12 protein-coding genes are annotated in these 18,200 nt (G+C 49.3%); 1 reads left to right on the top strand and 11 read right to left on the bottom strand.

The features are described from left to right. Positions 1–792: 792 nt before the first annotated feature. From DXT99_RS19355 to DXT99_RS19330, 6 genes are all read right to left on the bottom strand, one after another. Positions 793–1,380, bottom strand: coding sequence for a LutC/YkgG family protein (locus DXT99_RS19355; RefSeq protein WP_115567235.1), 588 nt, complete (start codon positions 1,378–1,380; stop codon positions 793–795). Further along, positions 1,373–2,755: a lactate utilization protein B gene (locus tag DXT99_RS19350; protein WP_115567234.1), complete on the bottom strand. Its 1,383-nt coding sequence runs from the start codon at positions 2,753–2,755 to the stop codon at positions 1,373–1,375. Before DXT99_RS19350 ends, DXT99_RS19355 begins: the two co-directional genes overlap by 8 nt. After that, on the bottom strand, positions 2,752–3,492 hold the full coding sequence (locus DXT99_RS19345; protein WP_115567233.1) for a (Fe-S)-binding protein: 741 nt from the start codon (positions 3,490–3,492) through the stop codon (positions 2,752–2,754). The genes DXT99_RS19350 and DXT99_RS19345 overlap by 4 nt, the downstream gene beginning before the upstream one ends. After that, complete coding sequence (locus DXT99_RS19340; RefSeq protein ID WP_115567232.1) at positions 3,489–4,883, bottom strand: FGGY-family carbohydrate kinase; 1,395 nt, start codon at positions 4,881–4,883, stop codon at positions 3,489–3,491. The genes DXT99_RS19345 and DXT99_RS19340 overlap by 4 nt, the downstream gene beginning before the upstream one ends. A 1-nt stretch (position 4,884) precedes the next feature. Further along, positions 4,885–6,159 carry a TIM barrel protein gene (locus tag DXT99_RS19335; protein WP_115567231.1) on the bottom strand — a complete coding sequence of 425 codons (1,275 nt, stop codon included), beginning with the start codon at positions 6,157–6,159 and terminating at the stop codon, positions 4,885–4,887. Positions 6,160–6,405: 246 nt separating this feature from the next. Then, the gene (locus DXT99_RS19330) at positions 6,406–8,532 is read right to left on the bottom strand and encodes a bifunctional aldolase/short-chain dehydrogenase (RefSeq protein WP_115567230.1); all 2,127 of its coding nucleotides are present in this window, start codon (positions 8,530–8,532) and stop codon (positions 6,406–6,408) included. Positions 8,533–9,375: 843 nt separating this feature from the next. Here DXT99_RS19330 and DXT99_RS19325 point away from each other — a divergent pair. Next, entirely contained in the window at positions 9,376–12,099 is a 2,724-nt protein-coding gene (locus DXT99_RS19325; RefSeq protein ID WP_115567229.1) for a c-type cytochrome, read from the top strand. Positions 12,100–13,049: 950 nt separating this feature from the next. On the opposite strand, the gene DXT99_RS19320 is transcribed toward DXT99_RS19325, so the two are convergent. The 5 genes from DXT99_RS19320 to DXT99_RS19300 form a co-directional block, all read right to left on the bottom strand. Next, positions 13,050–14,291: an MFS transporter gene (locus tag DXT99_RS19320; protein ID WP_115567228.1), complete on the bottom strand. Its 1,242-nt coding sequence runs from the start codon at positions 14,289–14,291 to the stop codon at positions 13,050–13,052. Between the two features lie 160 nt (positions 14,292–14,451). Then, a complete protein-coding gene (locus DXT99_RS19315; protein ID WP_115567227.1) occupies positions 14,452–15,255 on the bottom strand; it encodes an alpha/beta fold hydrolase in 804 nt (267 codons plus the stop codon). 8 nt (positions 15,256–15,263) lie between these two features. Next, the gene (locus tag DXT99_RS19310) at positions 15,264–16,091 is read right to left on the bottom strand and encodes a sugar phosphate isomerase/epimerase family protein (protein WP_115567226.1); all 828 of its coding nucleotides are present in this window, start codon (positions 16,089–16,091) and stop codon (positions 15,264–15,266) included. 29 nt (positions 16,092–16,120) lie between these two features. Next, a complete protein-coding gene (locus DXT99_RS19305) occupies positions 16,121–17,002 on the bottom strand; it encodes a sugar phosphate isomerase/epimerase family protein (protein ID WP_115567225.1) in 882 nt (293 codons plus the stop codon). A gap of 285 nt (positions 17,003–17,287) precedes the next feature. Continuing rightward, entirely contained in the window at positions 17,288–18,166 is an 879-nt protein-coding gene (locus tag DXT99_RS19300) for a ThuA domain-containing protein (RefSeq protein WP_115567224.1), read from the bottom strand. Positions 18,167–18,200: the final 34 nt, after the last annotated feature.

Genomic DNA, 18,200 nt, shown 5'->3' with positions numbered 1-18,200 from the left:
AATTTTCAGCTCCTTAGTTTACCGGTAAGAGAATTGCCTATACCTAACTCAGATTAATCAGACAATGAGATGGTCTGCTGGTTTACTTCCCAGCACTCTTTCTCCGGCCCCTTGCTCCCTATAGGTATAACATCCCTGGTAACAAGCCATTAAAAGTGTTTTTAAAAGAAAACGCAACTGGTGAAACAGATTCATGAATGCTTATGGCATAGAACCCATACTTGGAATCGATTGCAGATACAGTAAAAAATATTCCCTTATAATCTCGCCGTTCAGAGGGTTTCACAACCACACTTAAATCAATAGTGAGCAATCAATCATTCCTTATAATGCTGAAAGTTAAAGAAATATTTTAACTACGCAAACATTTTTACCTGTAAAAATAGCCTTTAGCTAGGCCGCTTTTATCTGGGCTACAGGATGGCAGGATATTATTTTAACCAGATGCAGTTTACATATCCCGGACAAGCCTACTCAGGAGGCAACCTGCCAAAGGAGAAAATATGCTGAATAAGTCAATCGAAAGCCTTTCCCAAGCACTTTTCAAAACTGCTTTGGGGCAGGTGGAGGTATAGCTTATAAAAGAGCGCTATATAGAAACGAACATTTTATAATGACTATTCAGCTTAAAAAAAAATTTCAGAGGTGTCTTTTTGTGATAGGTATTGAGAGCGCTCCTATGGAGTTTGAAAAGGCGCAGGATTCAATTTTTTCTAACAGAATCTCCCGCTAGGACTAAAAGAATGAAACCAATTTGATTTAGTATAACATCAGTTACTTGGAAAGATAGCTTTACTCAAGCAAAAACACTGAAAGCGTTCTGGCACCATGTGCACCCAATACCAGCGACTGCTCAATGTCGGCTGTTTTGGAGGGGCCAGCGACAAATGTCCCGAAGCCATACTCCTGCGCTCCTATCACCTCATATGCCTGCTGCATGAGCGGGACGATATTTTTCTGCGGCACAACCAGCGCCAGGTGCTGGCAAATAAACGGCAGTACCCGCAGCGGCAGCTGTGCATCAGTCACCCACAGGGCACCGTTCTCTGCCACACCAAGTTGTGCAGGCAGTACCGCTAGGTCCAAATCAGCCAATGTATGCGGGTCTATGCCAGGTGCTATAGTTGTTTCGGCCACAGCTGCAAACTCCGGGAAAGCCGAGACTATCCTCCTGGCGCCGCTATGCTCCTCCAGCAGTACCTGCTTTACCTCCTCCAGGCTTTGCACCCGGAACACCCTACTCCCGATACTCACCGCTACTGTCGTGAATTTTTCCAACACGTCTGCTTCTTCTGTAAAGAAGGCAGGAATTTCCGGCAAGGGTATGCGCTCCGGCTGGTTTCTGGCAACGGCGGCCAGTATACTGTCTCTGCTACTCATCTCTCTTTTTCCTGTTCTTTAAGTACCACTCCCCAAACGACTCCTTCGGGGGCGCCGGCATTTCACGCTGTTTGTACCAGGGGTTCAGTTTGTTGTTAACAGCAAAGGGCACGTTGCGCATAAACCAGCGGCCTGCTTTCCCGGCCAACTGGAAAGTAGCAGGCGAGGCAAAAGCCTGTGTCATGGCTTTCATGCCCAGGGTTTTCTTTGTGTCAGCATAGCCTTCTTTCACAATCACCTGGCGCCATTTGTAAAGCTGATCATGAATGTCAATTTTAACGGGGCAGACGTTGGAGCAGGAGCCGCACAACGTGGAGGCAAAGGGCAGGTCTGCGTTCTTTTTCATGTCGAGGTTCGGTGCCAGGATAGCACCGATGGGGCCAGCCACTGCCGTATGGTAGCTGTGGCCGCCGCTTCTCCTGTACACCGGACAAGTGTTCATGCAGGCCCCGCAGCGGATGCATTTGAGCGAGTTGCGGAAGTCTTCTCTGCCCAGTTGTATGCTCCGGCCGTTGTCCACCAGCACCAGGTGCAACTCATGCCCTTCTCTTGGTTTCTTGAAGTGGCTGGAGTAGGTGGTAATCGGTTGCCCTGTGGCACTTCTGGCCAGCAGCCGCAGGAACACGCCCAGGTGCTCCCGTTTCGGTATAATTTTCTCGATGCCCATGCAGGCGATGTGCACGTCTGCCAGGTGGGCGCCCATATCGGCATTCCCTTCATTGGTGCAAATCACGAACTCCCCTGTCTCGGCTACGGCAAAGTTAACGCCTGTGAGTGCGGCGCGGCGGGTCAGGAAGGTCTCCCGCAGGTGCTGCCGGGCTGCCTCCGTCAATACCTGCGGATCAGCCATGCCGGCCGGGGTGCCCAGGTGCTCGTGGAACAAATCCCCTATCTCCTCCTTTTTCTTGTGGATGCAGGGCAGTACAATATGGCTCGGCGGTTCCTTTGCCATCTGCACAATGCGCTCCCCCAGGTCAGAGTCTATTACCTCAATGCCGTTCTCTTCCAGGTACTCGTTCAGGTGGCATTCCTCGGTGAGCATCGATTTGCTTTTCACCATGCGGTCCACCTTATGCTTTTGCAGGATAGCATGCACAATCCGGTTGTGCTCTGCGGCGTCGGCTGCCCAGTGCACGATAATGCCGTTGGCTTTTGCATTGGCCTCAAACTGCAGCAGGTAGTCGTGCAGGTTCGAGAGTACATTGTGCTTGATTTGTGAGGCAGTTTCGCGCAGCAGCTCCCAATCCGCAACGGTATGGGCGGCTTTGTCCCGCTTCTGCCGAATGAACCACAATGTCTCATCGTGCCAGTTTACCCGGGGCTCGTCTGCATTGAATACTTCGGCAAGGGCGGCATGGTCTTTTGTCTCCTTCATATCTCCTGCGCGTTAAGTATTTCGGCGATATGCACCACCTTTACACTGCTTTTCTGCCTGCGCAAAATGCCCTCCATGTGCATCAGGCAACTCATGTCTGCTCCTGTGATGTACGCAGCTTCGTGCTGCAGATGATCCATCACGCGGTCTTTGCCCATCTTCACGGACACGGCCTCTTCTGCCACGCAAAAAGTTCCCCCGAAACCGCAGCACTCATCCTTACGGGTAAGTTCAATCAGTTCCAGCCCCTCTACCATACTTAGCAGCTGCTCTGGCTTGGAGAAGGCTGGCGCGACAAGCTCTGACATCTGGGCCAGCTTCAGGCCCCGCTGCCCGTGGCAACTCTGGTGCAGGCCCACCTTATGCGGGAAGCGGGCTTTCAGTTTGTCTACCTTCAGTATATCCGTCAGAAATTCAATCAGCTCATACACTTTTCCCCGCATCGCTTCTGTCTCGTTCGGATACTTGCCCGAGTGCAGGTGCTCTTTCATGTGCAGCACACAGCTTCCGGAAGGCGCTACTATATAGTCGAAGTCCCTGAAATTCTCTATAAACTGATTGTTGCTCTCTTTTGTCAGGTGCTCAAAGCCGGAGTTGGCCATAGGCTGGCCGCAGCATGTTTGCCTGGACGGGTATACCACATTCACTCCCAGCTTTTCAAGCAGCTCCAGGGTGGCAATGGCGGCATTGGGGTAAAACTGATCTACATAACAAGGGATAAACAGACCTACAGTCATAGCTTAGCGTCGTGCGTTACCGCATAATATTTTAATTCAATGATGTCGTTGGGCATTGGCTTTGTGTTCCAGTGCTTATGAATGGCCATGGCGGTGCCAATAGCCGTTGCCTGTGCCATAGAGGCGGCAAAAACTTCTTTGTCGGGGTAAAGAGAAGCCAGCAAATTCATATAAACGGCGTTCTTGCTGAACCCGCCGTCCACGAAAATGCGCTTCACATCGGCTCCTTCCAACACAAGCTGTGTAGAGGCAACCTGCTGCGTCACCAAGTCGAGGATGAACTGGTGATAGGCCTCTATGTCGGTTGCAAAGGACGACAGGTCCCGCTGCCCGAACGTTGAATCCTGCAGCAGACTCTCCTTCGCACGCCCGCGCCCTGCCTGCGGTCTCTCGCCCTGCAACCTGCTGATGATTTCAGGGTCGAAAGGCACTGATTTGTAGCGGACCGGGCTTTGGTTGAAATGGTCCGCGATGCGTTTTACCTGCTGCTCATGCTCGTGCCCGCCAAAGAATCTCGAAGCCTTAACAGGTTTGCCTTTATATTGCATAAAGCTCAGGCAATCCTGCTGCAGTTCCATATCTGTTAGCGGGGTGGTGTTGAAAGGGTTTAGGCTAATACACCAGGTTCCCGTGGATATCAACACAAAAGGCTTCTGAAAGTTTACCAGGTACGGAATCAAAGCCGCCGAACTGTCATGCAGTCCGATACCTACTTTGTAGCTGTTTCCGGGAAAAGCGGCAGGCACCACTTCATCAGACGGGGCAATGGGCGCCAGTTTATCTATGATACCCTCTTTCCTTACCCATTCGTGGTAGTCGTTTTTCTGGAAGTCCCACAGGTTGGTGTGGCAGCCGATGCTGGTGATATCCGAAAAGCACTTGCCCGTTATGAGATAACTCATATACTGCGGCAGGTGCAGGGCGTATGCTATCTGGTTGTATAGCTCCGGCTTCTCCTGCTTGATGCGGTACAGCTGCATGCCAGAGTTCAGGCTGCCCAACACAGGAGAAGCGGTCTCTTTCGATAATTTGTCCTCGCCTCCGTAAGTGTCGTAGAACTGCTTCTTCAGCTCCTCCGGGTATGTTTTCAGATAATTATATAAGGGAGTGAGCGGCCTGCCGTCTTTGTTCAGATAGACGAAGCTCGCCCCGTAGGAGGAGAAGTTGACAGCTTTCACGTCAAACTCCTGTCGCCTGAACACTTCGTGCAGCGAGTCGAACACCGACAGGCGAAGGCTTTCCAGGTTCTCGCAGGAGTCGCCGTCCTCGTCCACTGTTTCTATAAACCGTGCTGCGCGCTCAAACACGATTCTGTAGTTCTCATCAAAGAGGAACAGTTTCTTGTTTGTCTTCCCTACATCAAATACCGCTATAACAGGTGTACCTTGCATGTTATAATCCTGTAGCAACAGTCTTCAGACCGCGTTCATTTATCAGATTTTCCCTCACTTTCAGTTCCCGGAACAGTTGCAGCGGGCGCAGGGCGGCTCCTGAACGCAAGCGTGCCTCCGCCACAAAGGGGCGCACATCGGTACGGTACGCCTCCTGCAGGACCTCCTGGCAGCGCACCACATCGTTTTCCTGCTGTGCTTCTTTCAGCGCCTTCTGGTCTACCAGCAAGGCCTGTGTGTAAGCGATCATGATGGCTTCCACGGACTGCAGCAGGTCTTCCAGCGGGTCTTTTACGTTATGCGAGGCATCAATCATCCAGGCAAGGCTGGTAGCGTGGTTCATACCCCTGGCATCCATTCCATCTACCAACGAGTTGAAGATAAGGAACAGCTGGTACGGCTTGATACTGCCTGTAGTCAGGTCATCATCGCCGTACTTGGAGTCGTTGAAGTGGAAGCCGCCCAACTTGCCCTCCATCAACAACAGCGAAACAATCTGCTCGATGTTGGCATTCGGAAGATGATGGCCCAAATCGACCAGAGTATAAGCCTTCGGACCGAGCTTGTTGGCGTACAGCAGCGACTGCCCCCAGTCGCCGACCGTCATGGAGTAGAAATTAGGCTCGAAAGCCTTGTACTCCACAAATACCTTCCAGTCATCGGGCAAGGCAGCGTATACCTCCTGCAGACTTTCCAGGGTGTTTTCGAAGGCATCACGGAAGTTGAGCTGACCGGGAAAGCTGGAGCCGTCTGACAGCCATACCGTCAGGGAGTCGGAGCCCAGCTCCACACCATGCCTGATGACCTCGATGTTATGTTCCACCGCCTGCCGGCGCACCGCTTTGTCTACGTGCTGCATGGAGCCGAACTTATAGCTCAGTTTCTGGTCCGGCTGGTCCTGGAACGTGTTGGAGTTCACGGCATCGAACTTCAGCCCGTGCTGTGCGGCCAACGCTTTAATGGCTTTATAGTCATTTGGGATATCCCATGGAATATGCAGCGAAATAGCACCGCTGGACTGGTTTAAAGCGTGCAGCAAGCCTACGTCTTCAATCTTCTCTTCCAGGCTTCGTGGCTCCCCACTGCCTGAGAAGCGACCGAAGCGGGTCCCCCCCGTGCCCAGTGCCCAACTCGGAATACCTATCTGGAAATCAACCAGCTTTTGCAGGACACCCTCCACATTGTGCTGTGATGAGGCCGCGAAATCAAATTTGCGTTTGTGATCCTGCGCATGCCCCTGGTTAAACTCCTGTATTTTGTATTTATCGATCTGCATGAGATTCGTGTTGTTTGATGGAAAGGGGCCCGTAGGGGAAATACCCTTCTGTATTCATTAATTCTATCGGTACATGTTGTTGTCCCCCTTTGAAGGGGGTTGGGGGATGATTACACCTGCGGACAATTTTGTTCCGTGAGATAATCTGAAGCTACTTACAATTAAGCCCAGGCATTTAGATGCTCCAACCCACTTGTCATCCCCCTACCCCCTTCAAAGGGGGACTTTCCTTGCATGATGTACTTTTTATCTCACAAAGGCCATTGCCACGCCACCGTCCACGTTCAGCACATTGCCGGTTGACTTGTTCAGCAACCCGCCTACAAAGGCGAAGCAGGCATTGGCAATGTCTTCCGGAAGAATGATCTCTCCCAGCAGCGTGCGCTTGGCATAAAACGCCGGCAGTTCCTCCACCTTCACACCGTAGGCTTTGGCCCGGCCCTCGGCCCAGCCGCCTGCCCAGATGTTGCTGTCGCTTATAACGGCGTCAGGGTTCACCACATTCACGCGGATACCGTCGCCACCCAGCTCGGCGGCGTTCAGCCTGCTCAGGTGCAGTTGCGCCGCTTTGGCGGAGCCGTAGCCTGCGTTATTCGGGCCAGATACTAAGGCGTTTTTGCTCACGATGTTCAGCACATCACCGCCTATGTCCTGCTTGCGCATCACCTCTACCCCTGCCTGCGTGACCATAAACTGCCCTTTTACCAGCACATCGTAGAGCAGGTCCCAGTCCTTCTCGGTGTGGTCCTCAATTGTTTTGGAAATGGAAAGCCCGGCGTTGTTGACAACAATATCCACACCGCCGAAGGCTAAGGCCGCTGCGTCAAAGGCTTGTTGAATTTCGTCGTTTTTTGTTACGTCGAGTGCTGCTGTGGCATAGGAGTCTTTGCCGTACTGGCTTTTAAACTCTTCACTTGCTTCCTGTAGCCGCTCCTCGTTCATGTCGTTGAGGACGACAACAGCGCCTTCCTCCACAAATCTTTTCGCAATGGCTTTACCTATACCACCCGCACTGCCTGTTATCAGGGCGATTTTGCCTGACAATGCTTTTGGCTTGGGCATGCGCTGCAGCTTTGCCTCTTCCAACAGCCAGTACTCTATGTCAAAAGCCTCCTGGCGCGGAAGGGACGTGTATTCTGATACAGCCTCGGCACCCTTCATCACGTTGATGGCGTTGATGTAAAACTCAGAGGCCACACGGGTTGTCTGCTTGTCTTTGGAGAAAGAGAACATCCCTACTCCCGGATACAGAATAATCACCGGGTTTTTGTCGCGCACGGCCGGGCTGTTCGGGTGCTTGTGGTTCTCGTAGTAGTCGGCGTACATCTGGCGGTATTCCTCAAAGGCAGGGGCTAGCCGCTCTTTCAGCGCCTTCACATCCGACAGGTCATCGTCCGGCTTCAGGTCCAGCACCAGCGGGCTGATTTTGGTGCGCAGGAAGTGGTCGGGGCAGCTGGTACCCATCGGGGCGAGTCTGTCCAAGTCGTTGGAGTTGATGAACTCCAGCACGCGGGCGTCGTCTGTGAAGTGGCCTATCATGTGGCGCTCGCTGGAGCAGAAGCCCCGCAGCACAGGAGCCAGCGCAGCTGCCTGCTTCTTTCGGTCTGCCTCCTCCAGGCTCTCTATTTTAGCGCCGCCGAACACAGGTCCTTTTTTGCCGATGTTCTGCTCCATGTACTCTGCACACTGCTCTATTACTTCCAGTGTGTTGATGTAGCTATCATAAGCGGTGTCGCCCCAGGTAAACAGGCCGTGGGAGCCCAGCATAATGCCCCGGATGCCCGGGTTCTCATTCAGGCACTGGCGCAACTGCAGGCCAAGGTCAAAGCCAGGGCGCTGCCAGTCTACCCACCCGATGGTGCCTTCAAATAATTCTTCTGTTATCTTCTTCCCGTCTTTTGCTGCGGCAATGGCAATGGCCGCATCCGGGTGCAGGTGGTCAATGTGCTTGAAAGGCAGGAAGCCGTGCAGTGGCGTATCAATGGAAGGCGCTTTGGAGCTGAGATCGAAGATGCTGTGGTTGAAAAGCTCCACCATCTCATCTTCGTGCTCTATTCCCCTGTACACGTTCTTCAGGCTTCTGAGGCGATCTACATACAAGGCGGCAAGGCCACTGCGCTTGAGGGTACCCAGGTCACCGCCGGAGCCTTTCACCCACATCACCTCTGTTTCCTGGCCATTGAGCGGGTCTTTGGCCATCACCTTGCAGGAGGTGTTGCCTCCTCCGTAGTTTGTCAGCCGAAGGTCTGCTCCCAGCAGGTTCGACCTGTAGATCAGCAGTCCTACTTCATCGCCTGCAAGTTTGGCGGCTTCTCCCTCATCCCACAGATAGCTTACATGCTTAAATTCTGTCTTTGTTGTAGATTCTAACATATGCTTCAATGATTTTAAGTTGCGTATTTATATTGCGTTTCCGTATCCCACTATGGTTACAGAGAGTATTGATGAATGCGATTCCGGGCACGATGGAGGCAAACACTTTTGATTACTCCCTTTTGTTTTCTTAACGTGATGCCCTACAGCCAATGGGTAAAAACATTTAAAAATTGGCAGGGTCAACCATCCAAATAATACGGAGGAGGCCCGGACCTCCATGTAAGCTGTCAGGAGGCAGGCTCACCGATAATTTTTTAAATTCCCAAACCCATCTTCTTACACTAGATATGATCTACCTGAAGCAAAGCCTCCTGTACAATTAAAATTAACACCCGGAATTACCTGTACAGACAAGTCAAGGAAGTAATCAAGGCTAAATATAATGCAGATGTAGCTGTTTACTGTCCTGCACTGTCATGCTTAAACTGTTCTAACAGAATACGGAAAAACCGGACCTGCTGCCTTAGACTTGAGATTTGTTACAGGCAGACATAGAACAAGCTTCAACTTTCACCAGGAAAGCAAAAATATTCTTCATGCGTCTTTCAACAGAAAGGCTGTTGATCTCTATTATGTTAGAGGTTTTGGCAGAAGTGGAGGGAGACTCCAGCAAACTTTCTGTTGATAGCTTCTGATTTCAGATATTAGTCAGGACAGTTCATGACAGATACCCGACTTTAAGGTATTAAATTGATTATCAAATAAAATAGACTGTACTATCGCTTCTGCATTAAGGTGAATGCCCGGAAGAATAGAAGCAAAGTACTTTACAGGCTTTTATAGTAGTACTCTAAATCTTGTTATCAACGGTAATCAACTAAACCATAATTCTATATTATTATGCGTCATAAAATCTTATCAATAAGGCTCCTGTTAGCCCTCTCTGTGTCTGTCCTTGTTGGCTCTTCCTGTAGCAGGATGGAAAAGGAGGAACCGGTAAGCGCCGTACCGGTAGACCCCAGAACAGAGAAACTAAAGCTGCCGGAGGGATTTCGGGCGGAGCATTTACACAGCCCTTCAGAAAATGAGCAGGGTTCCTGGGTGTCAATGGCCTTCGATGATAAAGGCAGGATGATAGCATCAGACCAATACGGTGCCTTGTATCGCCTGGAATTGCCTCCTATCGGTTCTGATTCTTTAGAGCCTAAAATAGAAAAGCTGATAATTGGTGACGGTACAGAACTTGACTCTGCCAGCACGCATGGGGGAATGGGCTATGCACAAGGTTTGCTTTGGGCTTTTAACAGCCTCTACGTCATGGTAAATCACAACAGCAACGAAGAGTTTTCGAAAGGAAGCGGCCTTTACCGCCTCCAGGACACAGACGGGAATGACCAGTTTGATAAGGTAACCCTACTGAAGGAACTGAAAGGAGAAGGAGAGCATGGTCCGCACAGTATCAAGTTATCACCTGACAAAAAATCGCTTTACGTTGTTGCCGGTAACCATACCGACCTCCCGGAGATGGACGCCTACAGGCTTCCTCCTGTCTGGAAAGAAGACAACCTGTTTCCGCAGATAAAAGATCCTCGCGGGCATGCCAACGATCGGGAAGCGCCAGGAGGCTGGATTGCTAAAATTGATTCCCTGGGGCAACATTGGGAACTGATAAGCGCAGGCTTCCGGAATCCTTTTGATATTGCTTTCAACGACGCTGGCGATTTGTTTACCTATGACTCCGACATGGAATGGGACTTTGGGATGCCTTGGTACAGACCAACCCGTATTTGCCATGTAACGAGCGGCAGCGAGTTTGGCTGGCGTACGGGTAACGGAAAGTGGTCTCCTGCTTACCCTGATAACTTACCGCCAGTGCTCAACATTGGCCAGGGCTCTCCTACCAACGTTGTTTATGCCGGAGACGCAAAATTCCCTGAAAAGTACCGCAATTCTGTTTTTGCCTTTGACTGGAGCTTTGGAATTATTTATGCCGTTCACCTTCAGCCGGAAGGTGCCTCTTACAAAGCAGAGGCAGAAGAGTTTGTCTCTGGTTCACCTTTGCCGCTGACAGATGGCGTTATTGGCCCTGATGGAGCGCTTTACTTCCTTACCGGAGGGCGCAGGCTGGAATCAGATCTTTACCGGGTTTATTACGGGGACCAGGAGGAAATTGTAGCGGCTGCTTCTAAGAAATCGAATGTAAAGGAAACAGCCGAAAGCAAAATCAGAAAGCAGTTAGAGCGGTATCATGGAGAGCCACAGGCAGGAGCCGTTGATTTCGCGTGGCCTTACCTCAAGCACAATGACCGCTTTGTACGCTATGCCGCACGTATTGCCGTGGAGCACCAGCCGGTAAGCCAGTGGCAAGCACGTGCCCTGAATGAGAAGGATCCACAGATTTTAACACAGGCTATGATTGCGTTAGCTCGGCATGGTAACAAGGCGCAGCGAAACCAGATGCTGGAGTCGCTCATGACCATTGATTATGCCCAGCTTTCAGCACCTCAAAAGCAGGATTTGCTTCGGGCCTTCGAGTTGGTTCTGTACCGATATGGCACACCAGATCCAGCCATGAAGAATAAGGCAATCGCATATCTGGACGAGCGTTACCCTGCCGAAAACAACAACTTGAACCGGTCTCTCAGCAAACTACTTGTTAGCCTGGATGCACCGCAGGTAGTACCTAAAACGCTGGCATTACTCGAGGCAGCAAAGGATGACAAGACTGAACAGGAAACAGCTACAGCATCCTCTGACCTTATTCTTCGTAACCCGCAATACGGACTGGACATCGCCAATATGTTAGCCAATGTACCTCCTGCCCAGCAAACGTACTATGCAACGGCATTAAGTGAAGCCAAAACCGGCTGGACTCCTGAGCTTCGTGACAAGTACTTCCAGTGGATGTACAATGCGTTTAACTACAAGGGGGGCAGAAGCTATGTAGGATTTGTAGACAAAGCGCGTAAGGCTGCTCTAAGCCATGTGCCCAAGAGCCAGTTTGCGCATTACAACACGATGTCAGGTGATTCTCTGCTTGGTGGTGGCGGACTGGATCTAGCTAATACAAGCTCCTACAAACCACAAGGTCCTGGAAGAAAATGGACTGTTGAAGAAGCGTTGCCTTTAGTGGAGAATGGTCTTGCTCACCAGAACCTGGAGCAGGGTAAAGCGATTTATGCTGCTACGCTCTGCAAGTCATGCCATACGATGGAAGGCGAAGGCGGATTTATTGGTCCGGATTTAAGTCAGTTAGGAAATCGGTTTACAACTAAAGACATCTTGGAAGCCATCATTCATCCGGATAGTGTTATATCGGACCAGTATGCGGCTACCATATTTCATTTAAAAGACGGAAGTTCTGTTGTAGGAAGGCTGACAAACGAGGACGACAATACATATTTTGTTTCGCAGAATCCATTTGCGCCACAGACGCTTCGTGAAATCCCTAAAAGCCAGGTGACAAGAACGAAAGAATCTGAAGTTTCGCCGATGTTACCGAACCTGATCAACCGCTTAAACCCTGATGAATTGAAGGACTTGATGGCTTACCTGATATCTGCAGGCAATAAGGAGCACAAAGTATATACTGTTTCAAACAGTCCTGATAGTAATAAAAAGTAAGGTGTAGCTTTTCAGGAACGCAATAGAAAATTTTAGATAAACTGATATTTCATACTTGGTTTGTTTAACCTCCAGGGCACTTGCGCTGGAGGTTTTTCTTTTACCGCACTCAAGCGCATGTTTTAAAGTAAATAATTTTCAACTATTGATAAGGACTACATTAGTTCTGCTTCTAGTCCCAGCGGGACGAACTGTTGATAGAAACCAATCCCATTGCTTCTATAGCTCCAGCGGAGCGACCTGTTAAAATATCCCAAACAGGCCGCTCCGCTGGAGCTATAGAAGCTTATGGACCAATCGGCTATAAACAGTCCGTCCCGCTGGGACTTTGTGTGCGTAATATCAAATAACAGTAAAGCTTTACTGCCTTTATATGGTGTAAGCGAACATGCTCGTATTTATAGCCCTTTGTACCTCCGGCTCAGTCAGGTCAGAGACTCAACGTTTACCTTATACCATCAACTGAATGCTGCGCATAAAGCTGCTCCAGGGATTATGCGTAGTTTAACTCACCCCTAGCCCCGCCAAGGCTCATCTTGTAGGGAAAAACCGGAAACTATAAAAAGGAGTGTAGCCTTTTTATAGTTTAATACCGCCAGTTTGAGCGGAGCGGAAACTGGTGGTTGTACATGCAGCAAGTTTTTAACTTGCGTTTCAAGGCACTATTAAATCCCGCAAGTCACAGACTTGCCTCATAAACAGCCACAAGTTACGCTATCGCTAAACTTGCGGCATGGCTTTTAAATGAAATATCTTTACCTACAGGATGAGTTCTAAGGAGGTGAATCTGCTATAGACAAAGTACTGCGCACAGATCAACTGACATTGGTATTATCTGATGCCTGCGATACAAGCAAAAAGGTGCGTTGCTTCCTGCATAACAGGAAGCAACGCACCTTTTTTGAATGGCTCTGGTAGTACTGCTAGCTTTTTACAGTACTACCAGCTTTTTAATGAGTAGTAACCGCCTGCGGTATTTTCTCGGTTTTCTTTGGATTCTTCTGCCAGAAAAACAGGATGGTAAACAGCACAATCAAAATGGCAGGGAAGGCAATCATTTTCTCCAGGGTAGCCTGACCAGCCGCCAATTGCAGTGCATCTCCTGTAAGTCCCTGGGCGCTATATACTGCCATGGAGCCATCAATCCAGTTTCCTATGATAGGCTGAAAGATGGAGGAAGAAAACATGCCTACTGCACCAATGATGGACATGCCCAGGGCGCTGCTCAAAGGAACACGCTGTGCCACGGCCCCAACCATAACCGGCCAGAAATAACCATATCCCAGGGCAAAAATGATGGCTGCTACATATGCCATAGATCCTGTTACCGTGCTGAACATGTAGATGCCTAGTGCTGAAAAAATCGCACCTCCAAGTAAAACACCCGTCTGGCCCAATGTAGCAACAACAGGCCCGGCAAAAAATCTAAGCACAGCCACTAAACCAGCAGTCAGGGCTAAGATCAACATAGGTTCTGCACCGCTGCTACCCAGGATGATTTCTACCCACTGGCCAGGTCCAAATTCCGTTATAGCTGTAAGCGCCATACATATAATCAGGAATATGTATAGAGGACTAACCATCGCCTTGAAGTTTTGTCCAAGTGAGGTAGCACCCTCCACTTGTGGTCTTGGAAAAGTTTTGCCGAAAAACAAAACAGCATAGGCAATGGCTGGCACCATGATGAACCACATCTGTGCTTGCCAGGAGAACCCTAAATCGGTCATAAATTTAGAGATAAGGGCACCAAGCAGAATACCACCAGGAAACCACATATGGAACCTGTTCAGCATTTTGTTCATTTTCACACCTGAATACATGTCTGCAATCATAGGGTTACAGGCAGCTTCGGTACATCCGTTCGCGATACCAATCAAGAGCGTTGAGATAAGTAAAGTGGTGTATCCCCCCGCATAGATGGTTAACAGAATTCCCAAAGCGTGGCATAGGAAGGCCACTGTCATGATGATTTTAGGGCCAACCGTATGGTAAACCAATCCCCCTATGACCATAGAGATAGGGAAACCCAAAAACCACATAGAGTTAATAAATCCCAGTTGCTCGGCAGACAGACCAAATTGTGCACCTAACTGGGGGAGAATTCCTGCTCTGATAGAGAAAGTAAAGCCTGTCGTGATGAGCGCAAGGCAACTCCCGTAAAACAAGGCATTTTTGTTAATGTTGTCGTTCATTTGATTTTGAGTTTAGAAGTTTTAAAGGTGGATGTATTTAGGCGTATAGCTGCACATGATTCCTTTTTCCATCACTCCCATGGAAACCGGGTTTACTATGTTTTCCAAGATACTGCGACAGATAATAAATTCAAATATAAAGCCTGATTTTTATACATGTTTAGTGATTGAGTAGCCAATCTCTAACCAAAGAATTAAAATCCTCCAGATTTTCCCAATGAAATGCATGTCCGGAACTTTGATACAGATGAAGCCTGGCATTTGGGATGGCCACGGCTACTTCTTCCGCCATCCATGCAGGTGTAAAGCTATCCTCCATCCCACCAATCACCAGGGCAGGTACTTCTATTCTACTTAGTTCATCCAGCACATCATGGGTCATACAGGCAGCAGCCTGCCCTTCCAAACCATGCAGCGGCTGGGGGTGTGGCTCAACGGCAGCCTGCTCACGTCCCTCTTCCAGTTCAGCAAACATGATAGGAGCATCCCATGAGGCTTTTGAATAAATAAGCAACTGTATAAATAAGGCAAACTCTTCTGGTCTAAGTCTGGCTTTGCAGTGCATTATATGTCGGAATACTGCTTTGGCCTTGTTATCGCACCGGGCCCAGGTACACATCAACACAAATGAACGCACTTTTTCCGGATGGCGCAGCACCAGTTGCTGCGCAATAATGCTTCCCATAGAACAGCCAACCACCCGGGCTTCCTGTATCTGAAGTGCCTCCAGCAGACCAGCGCAATCATCTGCCATTTGCGCGGAAGTATAAGGGCCGGCAGGTTTGGCTGAGCGCCCTACGCCACGGTTATCAACCAGAATACACCTGAAATCCTTTTCCCAATATGCCGCATGTTGCTCCCAGACAGACCCAGTTGCCGTGATGCCCATGATGAGTAACAGTGGATCTCCGGAGCCGCGTTCTTCATAGTACAGGTCAATTCCGTTCGTGTTTATGATTGGCATACACTGGGTTATTTTAGTTTTGGCACTAACTCTTCCCTAATCCAACGGCCATCGTGCAGTGTTACAGCGTCCGGATCTTCCAGTGCTTCTTTTCCTTCATCCTCACAAATTATCCATCCCTTATAATCCCGGTCTTTGAGCCATTGTGTAATAGCCAAAAGATCCACCTTTCCTTTGCCCATCAAAGTAAACTCCGGCGCTCCATCCCAGTCTTTGTAATGCATGTGGTTGATTAGGGAGGCATATTCTTTCATCTTCTCAAGCGGATCCATGCCCCCGTTGATGATGTGGCCAACATCAGGTGTCCAGCCGGTAGCAGTGCTATCCAACGCTTCCAGGATAACGCGATAATCTTCTTCGGTACGGGTGATGGAAGTATGAGGAGAATTGGGGTGAAAGCTGCAGGGTACTCCTTTTTCCATGGCTCTCCTGGATATGCTGTTCACTATATTCACCAGGTTATGGCGGCGTGAAGCTAAATCGTGCCTGCCGGTTGGCTTCTGCACCGTACAAAGTATAGCACCAGGGAAATGCTGCAACAAACTGATAGCCTGGTCTGCTTCAGCACGTTCCTTTTCCGATTCCTCTGCTCCATTCCAATCCATCGCCAGGGAGAGAGCCGCCAGCTCTATTCCCTGCTCTTTCAGTTTTGCTTCCAGCCGGTCTGCGTCACTTAGCTCCCCCATCCAGGAGTAGATAGGCTGGATGCCGGAGAATTCAGCTTTGGCAATCACTTCAATCATGTGCCTTAGCTGGCCTTTATAGGTTTCCCCGTCATTGTTCATGAACCAGGTATATACTTCTGAGCCAAAGCGAAATGGTAATTGTTGCGTCATATCAAAAACTGAATTTAATTGTATGGTAGTTAAAGCGCATGATTTACGCTCACCTGCTCATCAAGGCCATGCTTTTGGCACATCTGCTTAATAAATTTGAACCCATCTTCCGCAATATCCCATGGCCTGGAATATTCACGCCACACCCCTATAGAATTGGCAAAATCAGGATCGTTCCGGGAAAAAGCCTCAATAGTGAGCCAGCCCGTGTAGTTGATGTTGGCTAATGCCGAAAAGGCTTCATCGAAATTCACATGACCATCGCCGGGTGTGCCGCGGTCGTTTTCACTGATGTGGACGTGCGCCAGCAGAGGGGTTATGGTTTGTATGGCTCCGGCTACTTTCTTTTCTTCAATATTGGCGTGATGGGTATCGAACATAGCCCTTACGTTGGGATGATCGGCCGCTTTCAGCAGCCGGGAAAGCTGCTCCATGGTATTACACAAATAACACTCAAAGCGGTTAAGCGCTTCCAACGCCAACGTGATATCAGCTTGTGCGGCATACTCCCCGGCAGCATGTAGTACTTCGGCACCCCAGCCGTATTCCTGCTCCTGGGGCGCATGATGCGCAAAAATGGCATGGGCCGAATGGAAGGGACCGCAAACTACCTTGGCTTGCATATCGTGGGCACGATCTATCGCCCATTTGATGCGGTCCAGTCCTTTTAATCTTACTGCCGCATCCTCACTAATAGGGTTTTCGTCCTTCCCTACCACAAAAACACAGGTTGCTTCCATGCCCAGGCTTCTCACGTGCTCACCAATACGCTGATAAGCAACTTTATCTGGTGAACCTATCAGGCATTCCATGCCATCATAACCGATACCTTTCAATCTATCAATGATAGGCAGCAGCTCATCCGATACTACTGCCGACCAAGCCAGTACGTTAAACCCTATTTTATTCATCGCTATTCATTAACTTATTATAAGAGCATGTTTGAACTTTGTACTTTGAGCTGCAAACGCGCGCTTTCAGAACCTGACTTCAGCTATTTTTCGCGCAATAGCGCTGCTATTACACTCTAAATGAGCTTTGTCAGAACCTAAAATCACGCATTTTCGCTGTCAAAAACCAAATTTAAACAAGCTCTTGACTAAAGTATAAAGCTTGTATCATTAGCATTAAAGGAAACACCAAAACCACTGCTTTTACAAGAACTATAAGCCTTGTCCGCTATTGCAACATTGGTTTTAGAGTCCATGGTAAGGAACGTTCATGTCTATTTTCCCTGCCCATTGCCGGGGCACTGGCTTACCTGCACCCCAATGGATGGCATTGATCACCAGGCGCTGAAAGGGTTCCAGTTCAAAATCCCCGGGATGACCTAACGTGGTCATGAATAATTTACCACCGTAGGCGTTTGTACCTGTCCAGGCTACCGGATGATCGATGGCCTCTTTATCGGGATTCACAGCATGGCCCATCAACAGCCAGTCAGAACCCTTTGTTGGATAGTCAGGTAACACCGTGTATAACCAGGAGTCAGCGTGGAAATTTTTATCGACACCGGTCAGAATGGGGTTGTCACCAGCCTCGGGGATAACTGACACATCCGTACTGGACTCATGCCCATAGTGCGTGTGATTCGCTTTGCCACCCCAGCCAGGAGGTGAGTTGAAGGCAAGCTCACCAAACGCATTCCATTTTTCCAGTTCATGTCCTTTCGGATAGTTAAAGGCATGCGTCGTAGTCCGGAAGCCAATCACAGGCTTGCCTGTCTCTAAATAATCTTCAATAAGTTTTACCTGGTCTGCTGGCAAGCGGCGCCATCGAAGAAAAAAAACAGCCAAATCAGCATCTTTTAGTGCCTCCAATCCCGGAATATTCTCTTCTGAAGTATGATCCGGGGAAGATTTAAGGACGATGGTGCGGAACCCATAATTCTTTTCCAGCTCAGCAGCAATGAGCGGCATCGTGCCTTCGCTGCTGTACTCATGGTCGCCGGTAACAAATACCACGAGTGGCTTTTCAGTGTCTGAACTAGCTGTTGACTGTGCACAACTGGAGAAACTGCACAGTACCAGCAGGCACAGCAAAAACAAACACTTCATATTTATCAAATTCTTCATAGACAGTTTTAATATAAAATCTCGTTTAAAACAT

Source organism: Pontibacter diazotrophicus, assembly GCF_003367245.1.
Lineage (GTDB): Bacteria > Bacteroidota > Bacteroidia > Cytophagales > Hymenobacteraceae > Pontibacter > Pontibacter diazotrophicus.
This window is presented reverse-complemented; position numbering and strand designations above follow the sequence as displayed.

Coding starts and splice junctions, on each gene's coding strand:
- DXT99_RS19355 (WP_115567235.1), bottom strand. CDS start 1,380: ATGAGTAGCAGAGACAGTATACTGGCCGCCGTTGCCAGAAACCAGCCG.
- DXT99_RS19350 (WP_115567234.1), bottom strand. CDS start 2,755: ATGAAGGAGACAAAAGACCATGCCGCCCTTGCCGAAGTATTCAATGCA.
- DXT99_RS19345 (WP_115567233.1), bottom strand. CDS start 3,492: ATGACTGTAGGTCTGTTTATCCCTTGTTATGTAGATCAGTTTTACCCC.
- DXT99_RS19340 (WP_115567232.1), bottom strand. CDS start 4,883: ATGCAAGGTACACCTGTTATAGCGGTATTTGATGTAGGGAAGACAAAC.
- DXT99_RS19335 (WP_115567231.1), bottom strand. CDS start 6,159: ATGCAGATCGATAAATACAAAATACAGGAGTTTAACCAGGGGCATGCG.
- DXT99_RS19330 (WP_115567230.1), bottom strand. CDS start 8,532: ATGTTAGAATCTACAACAAAGACAGAATTTAAGCATGTAAGCTATCTG.
- DXT99_RS19325 (WP_115567229.1), top strand. CDS start 9,376: ATGCGTCATAAAATCTTATCAATAAGGCTCCTGTTAGCCCTCTCTGTG.
- DXT99_RS19320 (WP_115567228.1), bottom strand. CDS start 14,291: ATGAACGACAACATTAACAAAAATGCCTTGTTTTACGGGAGTTGCCTT.
- DXT99_RS19315 (WP_115567227.1), bottom strand. CDS start 15,255: ATGCCAATCATAAACACGAACGGAATTGACCTGTACTATGAAGAACGC.
- DXT99_RS19310 (WP_115567226.1), bottom strand. CDS start 16,091: ATGACGCAACAATTACCATTTCGCTTTGGCTCAGAAGTATATACCTGG.
- DXT99_RS19305 (WP_115567225.1), bottom strand. CDS start 17,002: ATGAATAAAATAGGGTTTAACGTACTGGCTTGGTCGGCAGTAGTATCG.
- DXT99_RS19300 (WP_115567224.1), bottom strand. CDS start 18,166: ATGAAGAATTTGATAAATATGAAGTGTTTGTTTTTGCTGTGCCTGCTG.